Consider the following 26,331-nt stretch of genomic DNA (forward strand, 5'->3'; position numbering starts at 1 on the left):
TACACTTTGTATAAGGAGGTGATAAACCATGAACCTGTCATTAGCCCTGCTAAAAGAAAAATTGGTCACTCTTGTAAAAGATGACAACATTGGTGTATCTGGATCTTTATTGCATTTACCCCATCCGGTTTTTTATGCCGGTGGAGACTGTTTGGATTCCCACATATTATATATAACCATGGCCGAAAAACTGCCATCGAACCTGACCTTTATGCCGGCTTCGGCCTTAATCTGCATTGGTGATCCCCCTCCCAACTGTTATAATGATGCGCTGGATCTGCTGGTAATTACCGATGCTACTGATATTTTTGAACTAAGCAATGCCATTCATGAAATTTACGAAATTTATGGAAACTGGGATTTAAAGCTGCAGCGTTGTCTGCGCGAAAAAAAATCACTGCAACATCTGGCGGATATTTCTGAACTAATTTTTGGAAATGGGATGTTTGTTATGAACGGCGACTTTTATATGGTTGCCCATTCAAAGATGCATGCCTTATATGACTCCCCGAACTTACATCTTGACGAATCGGGGCGGATCCCCATCGAGCAGGTCAACTTGTTTAAAAACGATGCCATCTACAATAAAATCAAGAACGAAAAAAATGTTTTTATCTATCCTTCCGAGGTTTTGCCTTTTCGGACCCTTTGTCAAAACATTTTTCTCAATGACACCTTTCTTTTTCGGATCATCGTGCCCGAAACCGTCCAGCCCTTCAACGACAGCGACAGTCAAATTTTAGAATATTTATCGCAGCAGCTGGTTCAGGATCCAGACTATCTTGCCACCTTTCAACGCAGTAAGAACAGTCAATTGGAGACCCTGCTTCAAAATATTATGTTGGGAAATGCTTATAACCAGACTGCTTTTCAAAAAGCGTTGCAGCAAATGGGTTGGTCACAGACCAATCTTTATTGCGTGGTCCATATCAAGCCCAGCAGCCAGGATATTTACCATACTACCACTACCTATTTTTGTAATGTGATCATGCAGGATTTTAGGCAGACCTTTGCCTTTTCACATAACCAGAGTATCCTGGTCATCATTAACCTGGATCACCTTGACGGGTCCCGGGACGATTATTTCAAGAAATTTAATCGGATGGTCAAAGACGGCAATTTCAAGGTGGGCTACAGCAATTATTCTGTCGGACTTACTCATCTGAAAGAATACTTTCGGGAGGCCGAAATCGCCCTGGAACTCGGCACCCGCAACGATCCCACGAAAGCGAACCATAAATTCTGTGACGCAGTACTGCCCTATATGCTCAACCAGATTACCGCCGAATTGCCGGGCCAATTGCTGATTTCGCCGATTTTAATGCGGCTTCAGGATTATGATCTAAAGAATCATAGCGACTATGTCCACACCTTACGCGTGTTTCTCAATAACAATCACAATGCGGTTCAGACTGCCAAAGACTTGTTTATTCACCGCGCTACGATTGTGTATCGGTTGGAACGGATCAAAGAAATCGGTCATACTGACTTGAAAAACAAAGATGAACTGCTGCACCTGGATCTTTCATTTGAACTGATCCAGCTGGCTACAAACTGAAAAAAGGGTGGTCACTAACCATAAATTGATTAGTGACCACCCTTTTGTTGTGATAACTGACTATTAAAATGAATCTTTAGACCATCTTGAGTTCATTCGCGTTTAATTATTTCATGTTCTTGTTTTAGGGGCGGACGCCATAATTGTTAGAATAAATCGCTATGGGTTCCCGTTCGTGTTAAGTATAAAATCAGGTCATTTTCGGTAAGTTCGTAAATCAGTAACCAATCTGGAGTGATATGACATTCTCTGCAGCTTCCGTAATTGCCAATCAGAGGATGATCCCGATACTTTGCCGGTAATTCTTCACGACTTGCGATCATTTTAATTACTTCCGTCAGCAAGGCAAGATTGTAACCGCGCCTTTGAATCTTTTTCAAATCTTTTTGAAACTTTGATGTGGGTTTAACCGTATAGTTCATTTTAACAGCTCATCCATCATCTCATCGACATCGTCAAAACCCTGATAGTCTTGGGGCGCCAATTTCATTTTTTCGACTTCCTCGATGGCGGCGATTGTTTCAGCATTTGGCACATTACGGGAGAGCACAAACGGTATTCGCTGTTCCCGGACGGACTGCTTTGTAAAGGCAATTAACGCCGCTGTCATCGATAAACCCAAGTCTGAAAATAATTCCTCAGCTTGCTTTTTTAACTCCTCATCCATTCGAATCGTGACATTTGTGGTTGCCATTTTGAACACCCCTTTCGTATTTGATAATTAATTATACGTCTTTTCTTGTGCATTGTCAATACAGCGCACAAGTTTCTGCGAAATTAAATCTAAATTCAGAGTTTTCTTCTAAGTTGCTTAAAAACCTCTGTACCATCTAACAATTCGGCCCCATTTTTAATTTATGCGTCTTAATCCCCCAACAACATCTCACCGCTTGCTCACCTGAGTTATTTTTTTGGTGCGATCATCCCCAGAACCTGTTAAAATGAAAGCAGATTAATCTGATAAGCGAGGTGTTTGCTGATGAATCCTGATTTTTACCTAAACTTTCGACCGCTGTTTGCCCTAGCCCGGATTTTAGCCCTGGTGATGCTGTTGCTGATCCCGCTGCAAATTGTGGTCTTTGTGATTGCGCCGCCGCCGGACACGGTGACCGGATTTTTTGATCTTTTTCAGCGGCATCCCTTTTTAGGGCTGTTGAGCCTGGATTTTATTTACCTCTTCAACAATGCCATTCTGGTGATTATCTATCTGGCCATTGCGGCGCTGTTGTTCCGGGAAAAACCGGTGCCGGTACTGCTGGCCCTCGTCCTCGGCCTGATCGGGATTGCCTGTTACTATCCTTCCAACCCGGCCTTTGAAATGCTGACCCTGAGCAATCTCTATGCCCAGGCTCTGCCCCCGGACCAGTCCCTTTATCTGGCCGCCGGCGAAGCGGTGATGGCCGGTTATACCGGCACGTCTTTCAATACTTACTATGTTCTCAACGCCATCGGCCTGCTGCTATTTGCTTATACCTTCCTTCGCAGCCCCGGTTTTAAAAAATCCATCGGTTGCTGGGGTCTGGCTTCCGGCGTGTTGATGGTCGTCCCCTCATCGGCTGGTCTGGTTGGGATGATTTTTTCGCTGTTATCGCTGATCCCCTGGATGGTTTTTATCGCCTTGTTGATCGGCGTTTTTAAAAAAGCCGCAGCCGCTTCTGGTCCCCCGCTTTAATCCGCCCTCAACTAACACCCCTGACTGCAAACTGAAAAAAAGGCAATTAAAAAGGGTGGTCACTAACCATAAATTGATTAGTGACCACCTCTTTTGTTGTGATAACTGACTGTTGTGCCTGTCCTTACTCAAAAAGCGCCATTCAGACGGCATACTTTCCAATCCGATTCTTAACCAGATCCGCCACTGCTTCCGTCGCTTCAAACAGGTCGTTGGCGTAGGCATCGGCTTTGATCCGGCTGGCATATTCAGCCGTCACCGGGGCGCCGCCGATGATCACCTTGACCTGGGCGCGCATTCCCTGTTCCACCAGGGTATCGATCATATTGTCCAGCTCCGGCAGGGTGGTGGTCAGCAACGAAGACAACGCCAGCACATCGGGTTTATGCATCCGGACGGCTGCAATAAAGGTTTCCGTCGGCACATCAATACCCAGATCAATGACCGTGTAACCGCTGCCCTGAAGCATCATGATGACCAGGTTTTTGCCGATATCGTGGAGATCCCCGGCCACCGTGCCAATCGCCACAATTCCTTTGGAGGTGCCGGTTGAACGGGACAGCATCGGTTCCATTACATACATCGCTGCGTGGGCGGCCCGGGAGGCCATCAACACATCGGTGACATAGATCTCGCCGTCAAACATTTTCTGACCCAGATCCTTAAAAGCCGGGTTGATCGCAGTCTGGATAATCTTATCAGTGCGGATACCATGATTCAGGGCTTCCTTGGTTTTATTCATGGCGATCTGGGTTTCCCCGTTTTCGATGGCCTGCTGTAATTCGATTAATACTTTTTCCATATTCGGCACCTTATCGTTTGTGAACTTTTCGAAACTGGGTCGGCGTGATCCCTTCAAATTTACGGAACACCTTGGTGAAATAGCCGGCATCCCCATAACCCACCTTTTCGGCAATGGCTTGAATCTGATAATGGGGATTAAGCAGCAGTTTCTTGGATTTTTCAATCCGAACCTTTAACACATAATCCATGATCGGCAACCCCAGCTGCTCTTTGAAAATCCGGCCGGCATAACCGGGGCTGAGGCAGGCGGCATCAGCGATGGCCTCCACCGTCAGGCTGTCCGGGTAGTGATTTTCGATATAGTTGGTCATCAGGGCAATATTGGGGTTTTCCGGTTTGACTGCCGCCGCCTCAAGCTGTTCCAGATAGGCATCCACGGCTTTGGACGTGATGACCGAGATGTTTTCTTGCGAAGTGGTCTGATAGATTAGGCCGATGGCGTGATCGTTGATTTGCAGAAACGGCGCCATCGCCGGCCCGATCCGATTGACTACCCGGGACAGCACCACCAGCAGCTCGGTCATTTTGGCTCGCATCGGCGCCAGATTCTGATGGGCTTCATAGCGTAGCCCGGAGATCAGCCCCTCCAGATAGGCTTTCGCTTTTTTACGGTTTTGCTGCAGCTGGACGATGATTTCATCCTCATCAATCAGCGACCGGCTTTCGCTTTTGTCCGCTTGTTCTTCCCGGCTTTTGTGGTTTTCAATTTCCGCATGATAGAGCGTCCGCTGACGGGCAAACTCCCGGGACTGTTCAAAATTTTCCCAACCGGCTTTCATAATATAGTTGGCCACTACATACAACAGGTAGGCCGAGGCCTGGACCTGATTACCGGTAACAATGGCCAGCTCCCCCACCGCTTCAAACAATTCCTCAAAATCATCGGTGATTGCCTGGTTCATCTTCCTGAGTTCAATCCAGAAAAACTCCTCCGGCTCCCACATCAATACCTGGCCGCAGATAATCGTGCCGACATGCTCGCCATTTAAGACAATCGGCGCCGCCCACTCAATCAGGCCCGAGGGACAGCGGAAAATATAGGGCTCGCCAAACAGTGCCGCTTGCTTGCCGGCCCGTTTATAAGCCGCTTGACAGCGGTTCTTGCCGCCTTCCAGACTGTAGATAATGCGGCAGAATTTACAGCATTTTTTAATGCCCTTGCGCGGGAAGATCGAAATCCCTTCGCCATCGACAATATTGGCCATCAGGCCGGTAGTGGTGGTAAAGGCGTCAAGAATTTCCTGGAGGGTTTTGATGTCGACCAGATCGCTGAGGCGTTTTTGAGTTGGTTGGAGGGTTTCGGATTGATCCATTGCTTCACCTGTGTAGTTTAATCTGTGATTTTTATCAGTATAGCATGATTTTTCTAAAAACAATATTAAATTATAGTCACCTTTTTACATAGCAGAAAACAACACAGCATTTTTCAGGCCGCTGTGTTGTTAAAATTTTTTGTTATAATTTGATCCGAGTTGTTGTTTATTAATTCTTCAATTATTTTGCTGTTATTCTACAATTATTTAGCTAGTTTTTTTATCCGGTGCTTTTTTCAGATACATGATCAGTCCGATAAACCCACCCATAAACCCGCTCATCAACCCACTGATGCCATTGCCGAGGGCATTGGCCAGCACTGTTTCGGGGATTGGAACCAGTAACCAGTTCACTAGAAAACTGACTAACAGGCCCATGATACCACTAACTATTCCGGTGATAACTGCTGATTTCATTTCAAACACCTATTCTCTTATAATTTATCCACCTGATGCCAGGCTTCAATCATTGGTTCAAGTCGTGAATCACCGACCATTAAGGCATTGCCATTTTCGTTCATTAATAATGGCATTAAAATGAAGTTACCCTTCTGACCATAAACCGTGGCACAGCGTTTAGCTTCTTCTATCAAAGCTTCAGTTGAAGCACCAATATAACTGGCCGGACCAGAAGTATCCCAACCACCTTCAATTACCAAACTACCCTTAAATTTTTCCTGAATACCTTCCAAGTCATTCATAATCTGGGCTGAGTGCCAGATTTTAGCTCCCATTTCGACATAATCAGCGACGATTTCCTCGCATTTGCCACAAGTATGCTGGGCAAAAAGCACGCCACGTGATGTCACTGCTTCAATAATTCGCCGATGGGCTGGCTTGATCACTTCCCGATAAACTTTGGGCGACATAAAAAGTCCGTTAGCAGTGGCTAGATCATCAAAGTAAGTAATCACATCCGGCTGGTAGGCCTCAATGAAGCGGTTGTGAATCGCAATTTTATAATCGGCAAAGGCCTCAAAAAATTCCTGACAGGATTCGGGATCTTCCACCAGCGAACACAGAGCGTTTTCAAAGCCCATGAAAGCGGCTAATCGTTCAAACAAACCGCAGACGCTAAACACATTGACGACCTGTTCTCCGGGAGTAAAGTCTGCCATTTCTATTTTTGCGGCTGCTTCAATCCCCAGACTATCGATATTTGGAAATTTAACGTAGTCTTTCCAATCGGCAATATCATCAAACATAAATTTATTCGGTTCTGGAAGCACTCCCTCTTTTGTTGCAATCCAGTTAACACCAAAAGGATCCATCCCACCATTCCATGGTTGGTCGGTATTGTTTGTTCCTAAGAAGCAGATTTTATAGACCTCCATTGTATTTGGGATAAACTCTGGTTTCTTCCCCTCGATCATCGCAAAAAAATTCTCTCTCTGATTCATCTTGTATCCTCCCCTTATTCTTGTTCTTTATTTTTTGTTCTTAGCAATTATTTCTTACTTAACCAGTTCTTTAGCCTTAACCGCAGCCGATCCAGCATCAGCCGCATAACCATCAGCCCCAATTTCCGCCGCAAACTCCGGCGTTACCGGTGCGCCGCCAACAATCACCTTGCAGCCGCTCAGGCCACTGGCTTTAATGGTGGCAACCGCTTCTTTTAAAGCTGGCATGGTGGTGGTCAAAAGTCCCGAGCAGGCGATTAAGGTAACATTATCATTTTCTCTGGCCGCTTTGACGAAATTCTCGGCGGGCACATCCACACCCAGATCCACCATCGTAAAGCCGGCACTTTCAATCATCATCGAGACCAGATTTTTGCCGATATCATGAAGATCCCCAGCTACTGTTCCGATTACACAGGTTCCCAATGAAGCGGAGTTATCACCGGCCATCAAGGGTCGTAACACATCCACCCCTTTGGACATCGCCTTGGCGGCAATCAGCATTTCTGGTACGAAAATTTCACCAGCCGAGAATTTATCCCCGACTACGCTCATTGAATCCACCATGGCCTGGAGAATTTCGGCTGGCTGGCCACCAGCATCCAACGCTTCCTGGACCGCTGCCCCGATCTTCTTGGACTTCCCTGCTTCCACCAATTCTTTGACTTCTGTAATTTTTGACATGTTTTCTTCCTCCTATTATAGTCGATTTTATATAAATGTGTGATTAACACGTTTATCCTAAACTGTTATTTTTTTACCGCGCCGTGAATTCCCTGGCGGTAAGCCCGGATATATTCGACGCAATATTCGTCGTCACCCATCAAGGCCTCGGTGGCAAAGATGATCCCCATCAGGTCCCGGTCAGTGGGATCAAGAATCCCGCTGTCCAACCCGGCCATCATCGCCATGACAGTAAAGCCCATATTAACCGTTTTGCGGGCCGGCAGATTAAAGGAAATATTACTGATCGCCCCAGTGACGTGGATAGTTGGGTACTGGTTTATGATCTCCCGGATCACCTCCGTCACCACCGCGATTCCCTCTTCCGAGGTGCAGAGCATTTCCACCAGTGGGTCGATATGCAGTCGCGAGGGGTCAATCCCGTATGCTTTAGCTTTAGCCATAATATCGGCAAACACATCCAGCCGGTCCTTGGCGGTTTTAGGAATGCCCTTGTCACTGTTAAGTAGTGCCACACATTCCCAGTTGGTATCTGCAATAGCCGCAAAGCCGACATCGACCTTATTCCCTTCCATCGAAACTGAGTTGAACAGCCCCGGCTTATTGCAGTAGTTCATGGCCGCAATGCAGGTCTGTTCGTTGGGGCTGTCCACCGCAATCGGCGTCTCGGTCACTTCCTGGACGATGTCAATCAGCCACTTCATGGTCTCCAACTCGACGTTATTCTCCACTGAAGCGCAGACATCGATATAGTCCACCCCAGCCGCCGTCTGAATCCGGGCCAAATGCTTAATATACTCGGCATCCCGCGCCGCAATGGCTTTAGCTGTGGCGGGAATGGCGCCGTTGATTTTTTCTCCGATGATGATCATACTTTGTTCTCCTAATTTCTCTTCATTATTTTTAATTTTCCAGCCCGGCCAGAAAGGGCTCCAATTCCTGAAGGGTTGCCTCACTGACCGCCAGCAGGGCCGGACCGTCTGGTCCATCACACCATTCAAAAACATAGAGATCTTCGCTGGCGGTTTCAGCCGGGTGGTGATGGTGGTCATGACAATCACAGTTTTCGCCATGATGATGGTGTCGCCGCTCCCTAGCCAATGCATACTGCTTGTCACCAAAACTGAAATGCTTTATCACATCCATTTCAAAATGGTTGCCGAATTCATCGCTATAGGTCCGGCTTTCGGCTTGCTTGTTTTTATCTGTCATGGCTCTCTCCTTTTTTCTGAACCCTTTCCAGTTGGTCAAAAAGTCCAATCAGTCTCGCTTCCAAATCATTCTCAGGGATAGCAAAAACGATTAGCGCAATACTAACCTGGACCCCATTGCTGCCATCTGCTGCGGCTGGCTGTAGGCGACAACTTACCTGATCACCGGTTGTCGAGATCATCGCGGTCTGTCCCGTTGTTGCAAGAAAGCTTTTGAGATGACCAACAATCCCGCCACGCGCCGCAATCCATTGATTGATTTCGGCAAATTCTTCCTGGATGATGGTTTTTAGGGCCTTAAAAGATTTCTCCTGAAACACAGTTTCCCCGGCCATGGCCACCGCTCCTTCATGCAAAGTGGTCACAATCTGATAGCTTTTGCGTTTGCTCAGTTGCTCACTATTTCTGATTTTTATCTTGTAGTCAGCCATTCTGGATCACCTTAAGCAGCCGTTCATCAATGGGTTTAATCCCACTGATCAGATAGATTGCCGCATCTGAATTCAGTTCCCAGAGGTCGGCTTCAACCTCCCGCAATACGGTTTCCTCCACCAGATCAGTTTTATTAATCAGAATCAGGTGGGCATCATTTAGCTGTCCTTCAATCAGATTTGCAAGCGGCATCCGAATCCGCTGCCAGCGACTGGCGTCAACAAGGGTGACAATCTGGGCGGCAATCCCCAGGTTAGTAAACAGTGATTCGGCGATCTTATCGGGAAAGGCCACCCCGGTCGCTTCGATGATCAGCCATTCCGGATCAACCGCACGTTTTATTTCCTGCACGCCTGACAGCAAATCGCTGTTAAGACTACAGCAGACGCATCCCGAGAAAATCTCCCGGACCGTATAGCCATTGCCCCGCAACAACTTGTCGTCAATGCCGATCTGACCGATTTCATTTTCAATGATCGCCACCCGACTCTTTTGATTACCAGAGGATTGCTGCACCAGATATTGGGCCAGCTGTAGCAGTACCGATGTTTTGCCGGATCCCAGAAAACCACCCAGTATCAATATTTTCAAAGCTTTCGCCTCCTATTCCCATTTCTTTTGTATCGTTTATAATGTGTTATCGTATCAGCTCCTTCGTTTTTGTAATATCTGCATTATATCCGAATGAAAACGATGGAGATATGGACGAAATCACATCATTTTATGAAAATTCCCGCTTATTTTCCGAGACATCATCCTGCCATTTCGTCAAATAGTAAAATCCCGACATCGATTTAAGGTAAAATTGGATGATTCAGTCATCGCTGACAAACAAAAAAGACCTGAATAAAATTCCAGATCTTTTTTGCTTTCTTTTGAAGATTTTATAATGTATTTTTTTGCTGAGCTAAGAGTCAACTACCGGGCATTGCTGATCAATTATTTAAAAACTTACCAACTCCGCGACTTAATCCCCCAACAACATCGCTTCCACCGTTTCAAATCCCAACCTAGCGATAGTCTGGGCAAAACGCTCCCGCGGCAGTCCCTGCTGCTGATAAAAGAATATGGTTTTCTCGACCAGCTTCAAAACCTCTTCCGGATCGGTAAAAATCCGACGTAGCGGTTGACCGATGGCCACCTGCTTGCCCCAGCGGCCGCCAATTACAATCTGATAGCCAATTTCCCCGCCGCTGACCGCTTCAAACGGACATTTGCCAATACAGAGGCCGCAATTTCGGCAAATGTCCCGGTCGATCGTAATCACCTCGTTATCCAACCGGGCCGCCACCACCCCGCAGGCCTTTTGGACACCACAGTTTTTACAATGCTTGCAGGCTTTGGGGTTGACCTTCGGCACCCACTGGCCGATGATCCCGAGGTCGTTGAGATCCGGCTTCATGCAGTTATTGGGACAGCCACCGACGGCGATTTTAAATTTATGGGGCAGAGCCAGATCCTTGTGACCGACATAAAAGCGCTCATGGATTTCCCGGGACAACCCAAAGGTGTCGATCAACCCATATTGACAGGTACTGCCTTTACAGGCGGTGATCGGACGGACTTTGGCTCCGGTTCCGCCGGTTTCCAGCCCCACTGTCGCCAGATGGTTTCGGAAACGATCGATCTGTTCAAAGGGGATTCCCTGACATTCGACGGTTAACCGGGTGGTCAGGGTCAAGGTGCCATTGCCATATTTTTCGGCGGCCTCTACCATACACCGCATTTGCTCAGCGCTAATTACTCCGTTTCGGGTAATCACCCGGCCCGAAAACGCATCGGTTCCCTTATTGCTTAAAAACCCCAGAGCCTTAACTCTTTTTTCTTCTTCGTTGCTGATTGTCAGTGTTGCCATCTATTTTTCTCTTAAATAGGTCCTATCGTTAACTTTCTTAATATTTCATGTCCATGTGTTTTTAGTATAGCACTTGTCTTTTGATAATTAAAATGATATTATTTTATATCATCAATAAGTTTTACTTATGTTTTAAATCTACGCGGAGGTTCTATGGATATTCGACATCTTAAAATTATGATTGCCGTGGCCGAAGCCGGCTCGATGTCCGGGGCGGCGAAAAAACTGTATATCACTCAGCCGGCAGTGAGCCAGGTGGTTAAAGAACTGGAAAACCACTATGGCTGCCAGCTTTTTGAACGCCTGGGCAAAGGCATCTATATCACCGAAGCCGGGAAACTGCTGTGCAGCCAGGCCCGGATGGTGATCCGCCAGTTTGATACCCTGCAAGAAAACATGCAGCATATGCGCGCCCGGGAGGTACTGAAAGTGGGCTCCACCATCACCGTAGGGGCCTGTATCATCCCCGGCTTGATGGCCGATTTTCAAGTCGCTCATCCCACCGTCGATCCCTATAACTTTGTCAATAATACCAAAATTATCGAAGCACGGCTGCTCCAGTCCCAACTGGATATCGGCCTGGTAGAGGGCGCGGTCCAGCATCCCGATCTGGTGGTTGAACCGGTAATCCCAGATTATCTGGTGATCATCTGTAGCCCTCACCACCCCTTTGCGGGACGAACTTTTATCGACGCCCGGGAGCTGGAAAACGAAACCTTCGTGATGCGCGAGGATGGCAGCGGCACCCGGGAATTATTTGAATCTTTTGCCCGGAACCGGGGTTTTCATGTAAAGATTGGCTGGGAGGTCACCGCGCCGGAAATCATCAAAACCATTGTGCAAAAAAATAACGCTCTGGCCGCCATTTCCATCCGACTGGTGGAAGCGGAGCTGAACAACGGCAGCGTCTACGTGATCCGGCACCCGGAAAACAGCTGGCACCGGAATTTTAATCTGGTCTATCATAAACATAAACAGATCACCGCCGGAATGCAGGGTTTTATGGAGCTGGCCCGTAAAATCGGCAGCCGGGAAATTCCCAGCGATCATGCCTTTGGCATGCTCCGTTAAGACCCGATCATGCCGACCGAATCGCGGTTATTATGCTATTGACGAACAAACATCGGACGTTGATCATTGATACGATCTTTTTATTCCAGGAAAGACTGCCGCCAAACTTAAAACCCGGGTACTTAGCCAACACCACTTGCTCATCTGAGTTATTTTTTTGGTGCGATCCTCTTCAGAACCTGTTAAAATGAAACCAGATTAATCTGATTAGTGAGGTGTGCCTGATGAACCCTGATTTTGAACTCAACTTTCGACCACTGTTTGCCCTGGCCCGGATTTTAGCCCTGGTAATGCTGTTGCTGATCCCACTGCAAATTGTGGTCTTTGTGATTGCGCCGCCGCCCGACACGGTGACCGGATTTTTTGATCTTTTTCAGCGGCATCCCTTTTTAGGGCTGTTGAGCCTGGATTTTATTTACCTCTTCAACAATGCGATACTGGTGATCATTTATCTGGCCATCGCGGCGCTGTTATTCCGGGAAAAACCGGTGCCGGTGCTGCTGGCTCTCGTCCTCGGTCTGATCGGGATTGCCTGTTACTATCCTTCCAACCCGGCCTTTGAAATGTTGACCCTGAGCACTCTCTATGCCCAGGCGCTGCCCCCGGACCAGTCCCTTTATCTGGCCGCCGGCAAAGCGGTGATGGCCGGCTATACCGGCACGGCGTTCAATACTTACTATGTTCTCAACGCCATCGGCCTGTTGCTATTTGCGGCTACCTTCCTTCACAGCCCACGTTTTAAAAGATCGATTGGGTACTGGGGACTGGCTTCCGGCGTGTTGATGATCGTCCCCTCATCAGCTGGTCTGGTCGGAATGATCTTCTCGCTGTTGTCGCTGATCCCCTGGGTGGTTTTTATCGCCCTGCTGATCGGCGTTTTAAAAAAAGCCGCTGCTGATCCCACGGTTTAATCCGCTCTCAGCCTACTGCCCTGGGCAACCCCGGCCGCAGGATCGACTGAGCAAAACACTCGCTACCCAGCCCTGTTCTTAACAGCCGAAAAAAACAAGCCCCCTACCACCAGATCATCGTCTGGCCGCAAGGGGCTTGTTTGTGTCTTAATCAATTAGCAGTTACTTCCCCACCGGCCCAATCACTCCGGCCCGGTAGGCTTTGCTGTACTTGCGGCAATGCTTATCCTGACCCAACAGGGCATAGGTGGCAAAGATGGTACCCATCATGTCCCGGTTCAGTGGGTCCAGGACCGCCGAGTCCATTCCCGCGGCAATGGCAAAGGCCATGGCGGTTTTGTTGAGCAACGGCCGCAGCGGCAAACCAAAGGAGATATTACTGATGGCACCGGTCACATGGATGGTCGGATAGAGGGCCTTGATCGCCCGGATCTCTGCCTCCAGATTCAGCAGCGAATTGTTTTCCGTCGACAGCGCCATCACGCAGGGATCAATATGGATCCGATCCGGGGTGATGCCAAATTTGTCCGCTTTTTCGACCATGCTCTTCGTGATTTTGAGCTTGGTTTCCAGATCACAGGGAATCCCGTTGTTGTCGCAGGTCAGCCCCACCACCTCCCAGCTGTTGCCAGCCAGCAGCGGTAACAGCACCGCGCACTTGTCCCCTTCTTCTGAGATCGAGTTGAGCAGCCCCGGTTTATTGGCGTATTGAAACACCGCCTCAATCGCCCGGGGATTGGGACTATCGATGCATAACGGCGTTTCCACCGCTTCCTGAACCACTTCGATCAGCCACTTCAAGGTTTCAATTTCCAGCTCCGGAGCGGTGCTGGCACAAACATCAATGAAATCCGCCCCCGCTCCCGCCTGTTTGACCGCCCGGTCGGCAATAAAAGCCGCATCACGCTTGTCAATCGCCTCCTTAACTGCCGGAATACTGCCATTTATTTTTTCTCCGATTATAATCATCTCGTCGCTCCTTTTATGTCTTAAATCAGCAGGTTCATGTAAAAATCAAATGTTTCATGGCTGAACCGCTCAAAATTGGCCCGGGCAAAATCCGGGGTCAATGGATAGTTTTGTTTGAATGTTTCCCAGTCGAACAAATATTGAGACTTAGGCTTGGGTACCAGGCGCTCATCATAGACAAAGCCTTCACTGTTCAGCGGTGTACCAAACGCAGCACCGGGGTTTTCGTAAGCGGCATGGTCCCGTATATACTCGGTTAAGGCGGCCAGGGTTTCCAGATTCACTTCCTTCAGGGTCAGCGGGTTTTTGTCAAAGCCAAACAGATAACCACCGCCGGGGAGCATGATATCCAGGAAGGCCTTAGCGCGGTCGACAATCTGAGCCGGGGTATCGGTCTTCAATGAGGCACTGGGGAATAAGCCGGTCAGCAGGAATTTTTTACCCAACTTATCTTTGATGGTCTGCGGATCACCATATTCAAAAGCCAGCTGACAACCAGCCGGAATTTCTGACAGCAGGATATCCAGATAGCGGCTCCAATCGTGTTCACAGAACATATTGGGACGGGCGCCCACCGCGGCAAACTGTTGCAGCATCGTTTTATAGGAAGGCAGATAGATCTCGACAAAATCCTTTTCGCGCATAAAGGTCGGCATATGCAATGGAATAAAGACCGATCCCTGGGCATCGATATTCCCCGGCAGCCCCCAATGATAGAGCAACGGCATGACCGCCGCGGCGGCTTCCTGGAGCTGGGTTTTGTGACGACGGACATCCATGCTGATGCCGGAAAAGCTGCGCAGCTGATCGGCAATAAAATCCAGCGGGGCTTCGGTAAAATTAAAGGAACCCAAGGGACTGCCGGGATAATAGCCATGTGTCTGGATCAATTCAAAAAAGGTCGGCAGAAAGGCCATTTCGTCATTCTGCAGCGCCAGCTTGCCCATCTGGATGGCGGTGGCCATCTTAATCGGATTCTGGGGATCGAGGTTTTTATGCTGCCGCGGGATGACGGTTTCGACCAGAAAATCAAAGGGTTTCTCAATCAATTGCGGATACTCGTCAGCCATCATCCCGACCACCTCAGGATGCTGCACAAAACCACCATTGCCCATTACAAAAGACTGGGAGCCATAGAGCTGATACATCGACGGAGTCCGGGATAGCAAAAAATTTGCCGGTGCCACCAGACAGGAATCGGAATAGATTTTTGCACACAGCTCCCGGGCCGGATCAGCCAGCATCGCATAATTGAATTGAAAATCAAACAGGTTCTGACCACCATATTCAGCCACCAGATGCTGGGGCAGGGTCAGCCCGATCGGCATCCGCTCAGGAATCGTGTTGGTATAATAATCACTGTACAGTTTTCCCCGTTGCTGTTGTAAAGCTAAAACATCACTCATTTTTTCCTCCATTATATTAGTTAGATTTTGAACAAAAGTAATTTTGCTGCCGGGTTCCCCGATCGACCGTTAAAGGTTTACATCGTTACCGCCATGATAACAAATTAAAAAGCGTCCTTCTGTCTCGCAAAAGACATAAGGATGCTTATTTTTGTAAATATTATTTATTTTAAGAAAGTTTAAATGTTATTTGAGCAAAACTGCCGTAGTTTTTCCATGTTTATCACAATTATCTGGTTTCGTTGGGTGTCGATGACCTTTTCTTCGCGTAGTACCTTAAGATACTTGGCCACATTGGCCCGGTTCAGACCAACAAATTCGGCAATCGCCTGCTGCGAAAAGGGAATCCGCTGGTCATGATCGTTGGTGTTCTTTAAATAGATATAAAAGAAATTGCAGATCTTTTCCATCCCGGTGGAAAACAACTGGTTAGCCAATTCCTGCCCATTCAGGGAAACCAGTTTAATATAAGCCCGATACATGGCCATGTTCAAGGCCGGATTGGTATTGACATACTGCTCAAAGCCAACCCGGTTAAAGACATAGACTTCCAGATCAGTCACGGCGGTAAAGGCAAAGGATCGCATCATTTCAATCTCGCCGGGAAAATACAGCGGCGCCAGATAACCCTTACCGTAAAACGACGAAGTTTTGATATTTCCGGATTCATGAATAAAAGACCCGGACATCGTCCCACTGGTGATGTAATACATCTCATCCATCGGCTCCCCAAAGCCGTTGACCGGTTCGTTTTTATGATAGCGCCGGACCGCACTTTTAATCTCGGCGAAATAATCTTCAAACGCCGAAAAATCATCGGCAAAATAATATTGCAGCTCCATCGCGCCTGCCTTTCATCTACAAATCATTGGTGTCAGCTTTGATTGCTGTTTTATTGGCATACATTTTTTCATCGGCTTTTTCCAACATCTGCGGGAGCGAGTCGCCGCCATACTCGTAGCCAACTGCATATTGAATTTTTAGTTGGTCTGATTTTTTATTATACCGGATCGCGGCCAGTTCGATCTCCTTAAGCAACTGCTCGATTTGTTCCTCAGTATACTTTTTGACAATCATGATAAATTCATCCCCACCATAACGGCCAACAAAGACGTTTTCGTTGGTCAAATGATTTAAGATATCAGCAAAGGCCTTAATCAGAGCATCCCCGGCACTATGACCCAGATTATCATTGACCCATTTCAGGTTATTGAGATCAAACATAACCATGCAGTAGGGACCTTCTTTTCGATCCATGGGGGTCCAGATCTTTTCTTCACAGCTCAGCCGCCCGGGTAGTCCGGTTGGTTTGTCAAAATAAGCCGCCGTCGCCAGCTCTTTATTTTTTCTGAGCAGCTGGATTTCTGTCATCGCCTGCTGCAGCGCAATCACAATTAACAGCCCCAATAGGATCACCACCACCAATTCCAGAGTGGTGAGAATTTTTGTTTTCTGTTCCAGATAGAATTCTGCTGTTCCGACCACGTCGTTGGCCATATTAAAATAGGTCTCACTCATCTGGATGACTTGCCCCTGGTTGCCGGGATCGCCGCGATAGATCAGAATTTCGGCTTGCAAATCATCCCAATAATCATCCAATTCTGAGAGTTTTTCAAGATAGGGTATATCGTCCAGTTTGTCGAGATCGTACTGTCCTTGCCCGGTCTGAAGCTCAGCGAGAATTCCATCCAGATATAGCATCAGATCGTCCTTGGGGATGCCGTTGGTTTCCAGTTTGACCAGTCGCTGGGTGCCCCCCCGGATAATCCCGGTATAGTTGATCACCCGACCGGTGCCCTGGATGACATTGACCAGCTGGAAAATATTAAACAGCACAATCCCCAATATGACAACACTAACTAATTGTACAATTTTATATAGCAATTTTCGATTCGTATTCATCTGCTTACCATCCTCATTCTTCAGACTTTTATCGTATCTGTTTCTGGTTTATCTGTCAACTTTAATCTCAGTTCATCACAACCTTGAAGATAAACGGCTACTCACCCCCGCCGCGTCACAATCCGGACAATCCGCGGCCGGTTATAGCGCTGGGCAATGATACAGGGCATGTTGATGGCCAGGGCATAGATCAGCATATAAAGAATCACGATCGGTGGCGTAAAAAAGCCGAACACCCAGAAGGGCAGAATCGCCAGCCAGTGGATCATTTCGGCCCGGCAGGATTCCAGCAGGTATTTGTCGAGATTATCTTTTGAAAAACTGACCAGCTTTTTCTTTTCAAAGCCGCCTTTCACCAGCGAGCCGCCATCCGGCAGGTATTTTTTCCAGCGCCGCACCCGCAACCACTTTTCATAGAGCTCGCCGTCGTTTTCCCAGCGATGGGCCCGGTAAAACCAGGCGGTGTAATCAAAGCAGCGATCCGGCAGGCGGGTGCAGAGCAGGGCCGCGCTTACCTGAAGGATCGGCCAGACGATAAAACACAGCATAATGGTCAGTCCCTGGGGCAGAAATATAATTTGCATGCGCTGCTCCTCTCTATTTATCCAAACGAATTTCCCGGTCTTTCCAGATCACCGGGCGACCCAAGACTCTTTTAACCAGCGACCGTAAAAAGATCGCCAGATAAAACAGCAGTAACAGTGGATAACAGACGATGTCCATCACTGAAAAACTGCCGATATGCCGGGCGATGCGGATCAGCTCCAGCACCCAGATGCCATAGCACGCGGCCATTATCCCGGCCCCGAGCCACTGCTGCCCAACCAGATTAAGAACCAGATAAAGCGGCGCCGAGGCCACCGCGGTGATCCAGAAAAAGACCAGTACTAGAATCAGCAGCGGTGTTTTCGCCACCCCGGCGGCCTGATTTTTGGTCCAGCCCTGAACCAGCTGCCGCAACCCGCCGCGGTACATCCGATAGGAAACGTCGTGATCCCCCATAAACAATGCAAAGGGAATGTCTTTTTCGCGGAGTTTTTGACCCAGGGCCATATCATCGACGATGCTGTCTCTAATCGCGGCATGACCGCCGACCGCCTGGTAATCAGCCTGACTGATCAAGATCACCGGACCATAGAGGCCAATCTGATAAGGATTGGCTGACTTGTTTTTACCACGCCTCGCTGGCAAGCCCAGACCATTGGCCCCCATCTGGATGCAATTAAAGAATAGCGACAAGGCCTCGGTTCTGTTCTCGATCTGATGATAGGGCATCACTGAGATCACCCGACCGGTTTTTTGATGAGCCTTTAACAATTTGTCAATTCCGGTCGGACTCAGCCGTACATCGGCGTCCAGAAATAACAGCAGCGTCCCGGTGGCCGCTTCCCCGCCCTGCTGGCAGGCCCAGGACTTGCCCAGCCAGCCGGCTGGTCGCGGAGCTGAGGTAATCAGCCGGGCCCCAGCAGCGGTGGCGATGCGGGCGGTTTGATCGGTAGAACCGTCATCGATACAGATAATTTCGTGAATCTCGAGTGTTTGATTTCTTAAATCGCCCAACAATAAGGCCAGGTTCTGTTCTTCGTTCCGGGCTGGGATGATAATCGACAGCCGGGGTATTTGGTTGCCCCGGTCTTGGGGATCACCTCGCTCCAGTCCGGGGAAACGATAAAAAAGCAGCCAACTGGCCGCCAGTCCCAGCCAAATCATGACTCCGACCACAATCATCGTCGGACTCCCGAATCGTCACCGGTCAGTCCCGCTCGACCCTGTTTTTCGAGCCGCTTGATCACCCCATCCGCCGCCAGCTTGCCGGTCAGGATCGAGACCGGCAGGCCTGAGGGACTGAAGGTCCATTGGCCGGCCTGATAAATATGGGGTAGCGGGGTCGCAATGGTTTTGGCAATTTTGCGAAACTGGTTGACCGCCGGCAATTTTCCGGCACTCGCCTCATCGCGAAAGGCCCAACCGGTAATGGCTCCGCCCAGATTCCCGGTGAGCCGCTCAATCGTCAAGGGGGTCGAACTGAAGCGCAGTTCAACCTGTCCGGTCACGCCGGGAAAAACGCTGTTTTCCAGCACTGTCAGGATCTGCTCTTCGCATCGGGCTTTAAAGGCCGGATACCAGCCCGCCTCAGCAATAGCTTTAACCAACCGGTAATCCATTAGGGTGCTGACAATCACCCCGGTTTTCCCGGCCGGGGCCAGGGCTGGATCCCGGAGCACCGGGCAGGAAATCTCGTAGGTAGTCAGGGCCAGATATTCCCGGATCCAGTCTTCCAAGCCGGTCTGTTTTTTCGTCGCCGTCAGCCCCGGATCCGCCAGCAGAGCCTGCCAGGGTTCTGACTGGATCGCCGAAAGCCCGGCTTTACTGGGGGTATAAAAGCAATGGGGCCCGCAACGCTGATCAAAATAAGATGGCGCCAGATCAACCCCCAGGTAGAGGGTCAAAATCGAATCGCCGCCGCGGTTTTCATTGATCTTTTGTTGCTGTTCCCGGACCTGCTGACTGAGTTCCCCCGATTTCCCTAAATCAACGGCGTTATAAAGAGCCTTCATATCGCCGCACCAGATCAGTTCCCGATAACCGAAGCGGCGGCCATCCCGGGTGGTCACCTGTCGGGCGTGGAGATCGATCTGGCTGATCTCAGTGCTCAAAGCCAGCTCGCCCTGATGGGCGGCAATAAAGTCACTCAGCGCGGTGACTAGCCGCCCGGTGCCACCGATGGGGTAGCTGTAATCGCTGTATAAACCAAAATAACTGAGGGCAAAAAAAGTCGGCATCTTTTCAAAAAAATGCTGGATAATGACATCGATCAGCGCCTGGTTTTTGGTAAAGCGCCGCAAATAATTCTCAATCGGTTCACTGAGTTTCTGGGCTTTGCGGATATTCACCTGGTATTTAAGCAACCACGGCAGCAGCGTTTTAAACAGATAGTCCTTGTCCCTGGTCAGATCCATAAACAGTGGGTTTTCAATGCCGTAAAGGACCTCCATATAACCGGTTACTTTACGGATTTCGCTGATAATGGCAGCAATTTCGGCTTGATTGTCGGGAAATTTCACACTCAGCATGGCAGCATAAGCAGCCAGACTATCCACCCCGGTTAAGGTCATCTGGACATCTTCAATGCCGATCACCACCGGATTATTAACAAACTCCAGATCAATTCCCAGCTGCGCTAGCATCGGAAAAACAATGCCGGAGTTTTCAAAGGCCCGGATCCCGGCATCAAAGGTAAAGCCCTGGCGGCTGAAGCTCCCCACCAGGCCTCCGGCCTTTTCGCTTTTTTCACAGAGCAGGGTCGTAAAACCGGCTTTGGCGGTATAGGCAGCACTGGTCAAACCGGCAATCCCGGCACCGACGACAATCACATCATAATCATTTCCGGCAGCCACTGTTCCGTTTTCATCGTCTTTTTTTAAATTTTTCATCGCAACCACCTCCATCTACCCCAACAACCCATCGATCACTGCCTGGATCGCCACCGGCTTACCATTTCTGCTGTTCTGAATGCAGCGGCTTTGGCAGAGGGCCAGATCCAACGGTTCTGTTTCGAACCTGATCTGGTGTTCATCGCAATAGGCTTCCAGCCGTTTCCTGGCGCCGACCAGATTCCCCACTGCAACCCGACGCATGATGCCGCGAATATCCAGATTGGTCCCTTGAGCTTGCATCCCGATGGAACAATAAGGATGCTCACAATATTCACAGCGGGAGGCCTTCTGCATCAGACTCCGGATTGCGGGCGGCACATCGGCGTAGAGTTTTTCGGCGGTCACTGGTTTGTCAAGGATCCGTACCATCTTCTTTCGCTCTGGCTGATAGACATAGGGCTGCAGGCCCCGTTTTTTAAGCACAGCATTGGCCGCCGCAATCCCCGATGTGGTTACGGTTGGGGTACCGGTACCCATCACCGTCGATTCGCCGCAACAGAACAGATTGCCCCATTCGGTCCGGGTATGAAGCCGCTTAAACATGTGCTGCCCCAGCATCTGTTTGGGGCCCGCCACGGCGCCACCATTTTTATTGGTATAATACTCAATCGTCCGCGGCGTGGCCAGTTCGACGTAACGGATCGCTTCGCCAAAGCCGGGAAAGCGGTTTTCCAGCACTGCGATCAGCCGCGCTTGTTCCTGCTCTTTTCTGGTCAGATAATCCGCTTCCTCACCCGCCTGCCAGTTTTCAAAGCTGGGGCCGATAGCCAGCACCACATGGCTACTGGCATCACAAAGAGTATGATCATCAAGACTGGAAATATAGACTGTAACCTCACTTTCATCAAGCCGATCCGGGTTGCCCACCAGCATTTCCACCGGCTCGGTGTCCGGCGGGATCACCGCTTTATTGACTTGGGCATAAAGCACCACACTGGGATAGGTGGGCACCTGTCGGACCGCCCAGCGGGCCCGTTCCAGGCTCAGATATTGCCGATCGATGAGCTTGCCGTATAAATTCCAGACCGTTCCCGAATAGATCAGATCCCGGCCAAATAATTTTTCACCACTGCTCAGCTCCACTCCCACCGGCCGGTTATGCTCAAAAACAATCCCCGTGACTGTTTGTTCCAGCACCATCGTACCGCCATTTTCTTCGATGACTTTCTCCAGCTTACCCGGCAAAAAAATGGTCGAACCGGCGGGATAATAGCTGCCGCCCACATGGTTGTCGACAAACATCACCGCCGCCAGCACCGCCGGGGCTTCTTCCAGAGTGGCATAACAATAGGTGGAGGTAATCTTATCAAAAAACTTAAAAATCTCCGGATCACTAAAATAAGCGGCCAGCAGACTGCGGGCGCTTTTATTCAGATAGCCCAGAAACCGGGCATAGGACAGTGGGTGTTTGATCAGACTCTTGAGGGCGCCCCGAGCTTCGGTTTCATCCGGGGTCGTATAATTGGGATTGGCTACCATCACATCACCATACATCTTCTCCAGATCCCGGTAAAAACGCCGGATATTGGCCTGTTCCGTGGGGAACACCGTGCCCAGCTGCGCGGCAAAATCATCGATATCAGCCCCAAAGCGAATCACATGACCCTTAAAATGCATGCAGTAAAGCAGCTCGTGTTTGACCACCTCAATCGGTTCCTCGAGACAATCAAAAACAAAGCGATGGGCGTTAAAGCCCTTGTCGCCAAAACCAAACAGCATCGCCGCGCCAATATCAAAGGTCACCCCATTGCGTTTAAACACCCCGCAGGAACCGCCGGGATTATAGCTTTTTTCAACTACCGCCACCTTTAATCCACTTTTCGAAAGCAAACTCCCGGCCGTCAGACCGGATAAGCCGCCGCCAATAATAATCGCATCATATTCCATAACTCTTCCCTCTTTGCGCTCATTTTTTTGTTATTGTTATCTATTCATACCCCGAATCATTACAATTACGCCCGGTGCAGCGCGCAATTTTTTAGAGATTTTGATCGGCCCTTGTTTATTTTGGCTGTCAACAGGTATAATAAAACCACCAGAACGCAAGCAGCCTATCTTTTGTTTAGCCGTTTAATAATCACCCGATCCCCAATTTATCACCGGAGGTAGAAATGATTTTATATGGACTCAATCCCCATCAAATGATCCCCACGGCTCAGGCCCTGCGGCAAAAAGGAAAAGCCGCCCGGACCGTTGTCAGTTTTGTTAACCAGAGTACCTTTGTTTCGGTTAACCGGGATGTCAATGCGATGATCGACGAGCAGAACCGCACCCGCCTGCCCGAACTCATCGCGCTGCGGCGGGAACGGATGGCGGCGTCCCCGTTCACCTTTTACCGTGGTACCGCGCTGATCATGGCCCATGACCTGGCTCAGCAGGCGATCACCGGGGCGCCGCTGATTATCTGCGGCGATGCCCATATCAACAACTTCGGACTGTACGCCTCCCCCGAACGGCGGCTGGTTTTTGACCTCAACGATTTTGACGAAGCCGCCCCCGGCCCCTGGGAATGGGATCTGAAACGGCTCATCACCAGCATTATCCTCTGTGGCGAAGACCTGGGACTGAGTGATAATCAAGTCAAGGAAGCCGCCATCAAAGCCGCCCTGCACTACCGCTATGAGCTCCGCAAACTAATGGAAAGCAGCTCGCTAGAACGCTTTTACAGCAGCATCGGTGAAGATGACATTCTCGATTCGGCGTCCAAAAAAAATAAAGAGATTTACAAGAAGGTCATCAAAAAAGCCAAAAACCGTAACTCGCAACAGGTTATTTCAAAAATGACCCAAAACGACGCCTATGGCCGCCGCGTTTTCATCGAAAATCCCCCAGTCCTCACCCATCTCGATGCCACCCTGGCTGGCGATGTCGAGGCTGCCTTTGTAGCCTATAAACAAACCGTCCGCCCGGATATCGCCCTGCTGCTGTCGCAGCATCTCTTAACTGACGTGGCCCGACGGGTTGTCGGCGTCGGCAGTGTCGGCACCCGCTGTTATTTACTGGTATTAACCTGTGAAAACGCCAGCCACCTGGTGCTCCAGATCAAAGAAGCTTCCCCATCGGTGGTGTCCCGCTATAATCCCATTGTCGGCTCACCGCTGGGAAAACTAAACCCGGAACAGAACAACGGCCTGCGGGTGACCACCTGTCAGCAGATTCTGCAGGCCTACTCGGATCCTTTTCTGGGGCACTTTCAGGCCAACGGTCGGGATTTCTACGTCCGTCAATTCCGGGATATGAAGGGCTCCTTTGAAATGAATGAACTGACCAGTCAGGGTTTCCTGGATTACGTCGAAGGCTGCGGTCTGCTGCTGGCTCGGGCCCACGCTCAAAGCCCCAACGCCAACTACGTCGCCGGCTACATGGGCAAGTCCGAGGCCTTCGAAAAAGCCATCGTCAAGTGGTGCTACGACTATTCCCGTCAGGTTTACCAGGATTACGAAAATTTTATCCGGTAGCCCCAGAATCCTAGCACTTATTAAAAACCCGTATCTTGTGGATTGATCTGAGTATCTAGCTTACCGTTAAACAAATCAGGAAACGACCTTATGAACGGTCTTTTCACTTTAGCTGTTCTGATTTTTTCTTTAATGCATTCAAGTTAAGCTAATATGATTGGACACCCTTGCGGAAATAAGATAAACTACAGACATAAATTAGTATAGCTGGTTCAACTTGAAGTTTCACCCACCCCGCCCGCCTGTATTTTTAAAATTTAAGATATCCTCTGTCTTGACGATATCAGGAAAAGATGAAGCAAGGAGAAATTGCTATGTATAATTATGGTATTGTAGACTATGAACGGTATAACCAAGTCGAAAAGAACCTGAAAAATGTATTGAATTTAGCCAGCGACGATAATTCAAAATCCGTTGAGGAAGATATCTATTATCATACCGCCAAAAACATTGGCAGCCGACTCAATGTTACAGATTATAACAGTTTGTCGGCAAAAATAATGGAATTGGGGATCGGCGAAATCGTCATCACCGATATGACGGACGAAAAGATTATCTTACGGTTATTTGACTGCTTTACCTGCTCTAATATGAAACATCTTGGCAAACCGATCTGCTTTTTTGAAGCGGGTATCTTGGCGGGTGCGGTCTCGAATATTCGCAAACAGAACATGGATGCCAACGAAGTTAAATGCAATGCCCTGGGTGATGATTTTTGCGAATTCGAAGTTACGAGAGGAATTCCTGACAAAATCGATGACACCGCTGAAAAAAACGATGATCATGATAATATAAATCTGCTTTTTTTAACCATTAACTCCTTAACTTTAGCTAAAAGCAACAATCTGATTCAATCCCAAAGTCAGCGCTCGGAAGAAACAAACCATAAACTGAACGAAGCCCTGAAGACTGCTCTGGAATTGAACAATTTCAATCAACATATTCTCGATAGTATTCCTAATTATGTTGCCGTGATTGACAGTAAAGGTTCAGTGATCCGAATTAATGAAAAGTATCGCCAAACCCTCGCTTCTGCATTTATCGGTGAGTCCAGCATCACTGATTTAAACTGGGAATCAAAATATACCGAAGTTCTGGAAACCGGGAAACCGGCTATCTGGCAGCAACTGATTTTCGGTGCTGAACACGTTATCTTTGAAAGCCCGATTATCGAATCGAACACTGTTTTAAGACAGGTTATCCCGTTAGAATCTGACTTCGTTAAACAGCTGCTGGATAAGATAACTGACGCGGAATCTGAAGTGATACCCCGTAAAAAGCGAACCATTAAACAGGAAAGTCAATGTGATAAAAAAATAATTATTGACAGTCCTGAGATGAAAGAGCTCGTCCATTATATCAAAAAGATATCTAGAACAGATGCTTCCATCTTAATCCGCGGTGAAAGTGGCACCGGAAAGACCCTCTTTGCCAAACAGATTCACCAGGAAAGTCGCCGCAGTCAACACCCCTTTGTTTATATTGACTGTACCACCATTCCCAAGAATTTTTTTGAAACCGAGCTGTTTGGATATGAACCAGGATGCTTTACTGGTGCGAATAAGAGTGGAAAAATCGGCAAACTGGAAATGGCCCAGGGTGGCACCATTTTCCTGGATGAAATTGGGGAAATCCCCATCGAGATCCAATCAAAATTGCTGCGCTTCCTCCAGGAAAAACAATTTGAAAAAATGGGTTCGGTGGTTACCAAAAGTGTCGATGTCCGAATAATTGCTGCAACCAATCAGCCGCTTGAAGCGATGATCCGGGAAGGCTTATTCAGAAAAGATCTGTACTACCGGTTAAATGTTATTAATGTGCTGATGCCATCGCTAAAAGAAAGACGTTCCGAAATACCTGGCCACATCCGTAAAGTGCTCCTTGAAATCAGTGCCGAAACCGGATCGGAACCAAAAACCATTGATTCTGCCGGGATAAAACACTTAATCCAATATGATTGGCCTGGCAATATCCGCGAGCTGGAAAACCTGATCAGGCGACTTTTCTTCCTGGCCGATGAGAATGTCATCGGTGAGGATATTATTTTAAAAGAACTCACTGCTGCCGATAATCTCAATCACTATGAACGAGCCCCACTGACAAGGAAAACCAATGTCAATGAAAAAGACCTGATCCTCAAGGTGATCAAAGACTGCAATAACAATAAATCCGATGCCGCCCTCAGACTGGGTTTTACCCGGCAGACCCTCTATAATAAAATTAAAAAATATCAGCTGCTATAATCAAC

26 protein-coding genes are annotated in these 26,331 nt (G+C 48.6%); 6 read left to right on the plus strand and 20 right to left on the minus strand.

Annotation, left to right across the window (positions count from 1 at the left end):
- The first annotated feature begins 28 nt into the window (after positions 1 to 28).
- Positions 29 to 1,558, plus strand: coding sequence for a PucR family transcriptional regulator (locus U2P91_RS01510; RefSeq protein ID WP_322518879.1), 1,530 nt, complete (start codon positions 29 to 31; stop codon positions 1,556 to 1,558).
- A gap of 146 nt (positions 1,559 to 1,704) precedes the next feature.
- Here U2P91_RS01510 and U2P91_RS01515 read toward each other — a convergent pair whose 3' ends face one another.
- Together U2P91_RS01515 and U2P91_RS01520 are read right to left on the minus strand one after the other, a co-directional pair.
- The gene (locus tag U2P91_RS01515; RefSeq protein ID WP_322518880.1) at positions 1,705 to 1,980 is read right to left on the minus strand and encodes a type II toxin-antitoxin system YafQ family toxin; all 276 of its coding nucleotides are present in this window, start codon (positions 1,978 to 1,980) and stop codon (positions 1,705 to 1,707) included.
- The gene (locus U2P91_RS01520) at positions 1,977 to 2,252 is read right to left on the minus strand and encodes a type II toxin-antitoxin system RelB/DinJ family antitoxin (protein ID WP_322518881.1); all 276 of its coding nucleotides are present in this window, start codon (positions 2,250 to 2,252) and stop codon (positions 1,977 to 1,979) included. The genes U2P91_RS01515 and U2P91_RS01520 overlap by 4 nt, the downstream gene beginning before the upstream one ends.
- Positions 2,253 to 2,537: 285 nt before the next feature.
- On the opposite strand from U2P91_RS01520, the gene U2P91_RS01525 reads away from it, so the two are divergent.
- A complete protein-coding gene (locus U2P91_RS01525; RefSeq protein WP_322518882.1) occupies positions 2,538 to 3,230 on the plus strand; it encodes a hypothetical protein in 693 nt (230 codons plus the stop codon).
- 142 nt (positions 3,231 to 3,372) lie between these two features.
- Here the strand turns inward: U2P91_RS01525 and U2P91_RS01530 are convergent, their stop codons facing one another.
- The 10 genes from U2P91_RS01530 to U2P91_RS01575 form a co-directional block, all read right to left on the minus strand.
- Positions 3,373 to 4,032 carry a cobalamin B12-binding domain-containing protein gene (locus tag U2P91_RS01530; RefSeq protein ID WP_322518883.1) on the minus strand — a complete coding sequence of 220 codons (660 nt, stop codon included), beginning with the start codon at positions 4,030 to 4,032 and terminating at the stop codon, positions 3,373 to 3,375.
- Between the two features lie 10 nt (positions 4,033 to 4,042).
- Positions 4,043 to 5,347 (minus strand): PocR ligand-binding domain-containing protein, encoded by a 1,305-nt coding sequence (locus U2P91_RS01535; RefSeq protein ID WP_322518884.1) that lies wholly within the window; start codon positions 5,345 to 5,347, stop codon positions 4,043 to 4,045.
- 207 nt (positions 5,348 to 5,554) lie between these two features.
- A complete protein-coding gene (locus U2P91_RS01540; RefSeq protein WP_322518885.1) occupies positions 5,555 to 5,764 on the minus strand; it encodes a hypothetical protein in 210 nt (69 codons plus the stop codon).
- A gap of 17 nt (positions 5,765 to 5,781) precedes the next feature.
- The gene (locus U2P91_RS01545) at positions 5,782 to 6,747 is read right to left on the minus strand and encodes a uroporphyrinogen decarboxylase family protein (RefSeq protein WP_322518886.1); all 966 of its coding nucleotides are present in this window, start codon (positions 6,745 to 6,747) and stop codon (positions 5,782 to 5,784) included.
- A gap of 54 nt (positions 6,748 to 6,801) precedes the next feature.
- Positions 6,802 to 7,431, minus strand: coding sequence for a corrinoid protein (locus U2P91_RS01550; RefSeq protein ID WP_322518887.1), 630 nt, complete (start codon positions 7,429 to 7,431; stop codon positions 6,802 to 6,804).
- A gap of 65 nt (positions 7,432 to 7,496) precedes the next feature.
- Positions 7,497 to 8,303, minus strand: a complete 807-nt coding sequence (locus tag U2P91_RS01555; protein ID WP_322518888.1) for a methyltetrahydrofolate cobalamin methyltransferase — start codon at positions 8,301 to 8,303, stop codon at positions 7,497 to 7,499.
- Between the two features lie 31 nt (positions 8,304 to 8,334).
- The gene (locus tag U2P91_RS01560) at positions 8,335 to 8,643 is read right to left on the minus strand and encodes a DUF1292 domain-containing protein (RefSeq protein WP_322518889.1); all 309 of its coding nucleotides are present in this window, start codon (positions 8,641 to 8,643) and stop codon (positions 8,335 to 8,337) included.
- Positions 8,633 to 9,073, minus strand: coding sequence for a hypothetical protein (locus U2P91_RS01565; RefSeq protein WP_322518890.1), 441 nt, complete (start codon positions 9,071 to 9,073; stop codon positions 8,633 to 8,635). The genes U2P91_RS01560 and U2P91_RS01565 overlap by 11 nt, the downstream gene beginning before the upstream one ends.
- Entirely contained in the window at positions 9,066 to 9,665 is a 600-nt protein-coding gene (locus U2P91_RS01570; protein WP_322518891.1) for a CobW family GTP-binding protein, read from the minus strand. The genes U2P91_RS01565 and U2P91_RS01570 overlap by 8 nt, the downstream gene beginning before the upstream one ends.
- Positions 9,666 to 10,041: 376 nt before the next feature.
- A complete protein-coding gene (locus tag U2P91_RS01575) occupies positions 10,042 to 10,929 on the minus strand; it encodes a 4Fe-4S binding protein (RefSeq protein ID WP_322518892.1) in 888 nt (295 codons plus the stop codon).
- Positions 10,930 to 11,082: 153 nt separating this feature from the next.
- Here U2P91_RS01575 and U2P91_RS01580 point away from each other — a divergent pair, with 153 nt between their 5' ends.
- Positions 11,083 to 12,000 carry a LysR family transcriptional regulator gene (locus U2P91_RS01580; protein WP_322518893.1) on the plus strand — a complete coding sequence of 306 codons (918 nt, stop codon included), beginning with the start codon at positions 11,083 to 11,085 and terminating at the stop codon, positions 11,998 to 12,000.
- A gap of 224 nt (positions 12,001 to 12,224) precedes the next feature.
- The gene (locus U2P91_RS01585; protein ID WP_322518894.1) at positions 12,225 to 12,911 is read left to right on the plus strand and encodes a hypothetical protein; all 687 of its coding nucleotides are present in this window, start codon (positions 12,225 to 12,227) and stop codon (positions 12,909 to 12,911) included.
- A 162-nt stretch (positions 12,912 to 13,073) separates the two neighbouring features.
- Here U2P91_RS01585 and U2P91_RS01590 read toward each other — a convergent pair whose 3' ends face one another.
- The 8 genes from U2P91_RS01590 to U2P91_RS01625 form a co-directional block, all read right to left on the minus strand.
- The gene (locus U2P91_RS01590) at positions 13,074 to 13,880 is read right to left on the minus strand and encodes a methyltetrahydrofolate cobalamin methyltransferase (RefSeq protein ID WP_322518895.1); all 807 of its coding nucleotides are present in this window, start codon (positions 13,878 to 13,880) and stop codon (positions 13,074 to 13,076) included.
- Positions 13,881 to 13,900: 20 nt separating this feature from the next.
- Positions 13,901 to 15,286, minus strand: a complete 1,386-nt coding sequence (locus U2P91_RS01595; RefSeq protein ID WP_322518896.1) for a hypothetical protein — start codon at positions 15,284 to 15,286, stop codon at positions 13,901 to 13,903.
- A gap of 179 nt (positions 15,287 to 15,465) precedes the next feature.
- Positions 15,466 to 16,128: a Crp/Fnr family transcriptional regulator gene (locus tag U2P91_RS01600; RefSeq protein ID WP_322518897.1), complete on the minus strand. Its 663-nt coding sequence runs from the start codon at positions 16,126 to 16,128 to the stop codon at positions 15,466 to 15,468.
- 16 nt (positions 16,129 to 16,144) lie between these two features.
- On the minus strand, positions 16,145 to 17,188 hold the full coding sequence (locus U2P91_RS01605; protein ID WP_322518898.1) for a GGDEF domain-containing protein: 1,044 nt from the start codon (positions 17,186 to 17,188) through the stop codon (positions 16,145 to 16,147).
- Between the two features lie 101 nt (positions 17,189 to 17,289).
- The gene (locus tag U2P91_RS01610) at positions 17,290 to 17,772 is read right to left on the minus strand and encodes a hypothetical protein (RefSeq protein WP_322518899.1); all 483 of its coding nucleotides are present in this window, start codon (positions 17,770 to 17,772) and stop codon (positions 17,290 to 17,292) included.
- 13 nt (positions 17,773 to 17,785) lie between these two features.
- Positions 17,786 to 18,916, minus strand: coding sequence for a glycosyltransferase (locus U2P91_RS01615; RefSeq protein WP_322518900.1), 1,131 nt, complete (start codon positions 18,914 to 18,916; stop codon positions 17,786 to 17,788).
- Positions 18,913 to 20,622 carry an NAD(P)/FAD-dependent oxidoreductase gene (locus U2P91_RS01620; RefSeq protein ID WP_322518901.1) on the minus strand — a complete coding sequence of 570 codons (1,710 nt, stop codon included), beginning with the start codon at positions 20,620 to 20,622 and terminating at the stop codon, positions 18,913 to 18,915. The genes U2P91_RS01615 and U2P91_RS01620 overlap by 4 nt, the downstream gene beginning before the upstream one ends.
- 15 nt (positions 20,623 to 20,637) lie before the next feature.
- Positions 20,638 to 22,512: an FAD-dependent oxidoreductase gene (locus U2P91_RS01625; RefSeq protein WP_322518902.1), complete on the minus strand. Its 1,875-nt coding sequence runs from the start codon at positions 22,510 to 22,512 to the stop codon at positions 20,638 to 20,640.
- Between the two features lie 224 nt (positions 22,513 to 22,736).
- Here U2P91_RS01625 and U2P91_RS01630 point away from each other — a divergent pair, with 224 nt between their 5' ends.
- Positions 22,737 to 24,083, plus strand: a complete 1,347-nt coding sequence (locus U2P91_RS01630) for a DUF2252 domain-containing protein (RefSeq protein WP_303870248.1) — start codon at positions 22,737 to 22,739, stop codon at positions 24,081 to 24,083.
- 314 nt (positions 24,084 to 24,397) lie between these two features.
- Complete coding sequence (locus U2P91_RS01635; RefSeq protein ID WP_303870246.1) at positions 24,398 to 26,326, plus strand: sigma 54-interacting transcriptional regulator; 1,929 nt, start codon at positions 24,398 to 24,400, stop codon at positions 26,324 to 26,326.
- Positions 26,327 to 26,331: the final 5 nt, after the last annotated feature.

The organism is Acetobacterium sp. K1/6, from assembly GCF_034438075.1.
Taxonomy (GTDB): domain Bacteria; phylum Bacillota; class Clostridia; order Eubacteriales; family Eubacteriaceae; genus Acetobacterium; species Acetobacterium carbinolicum.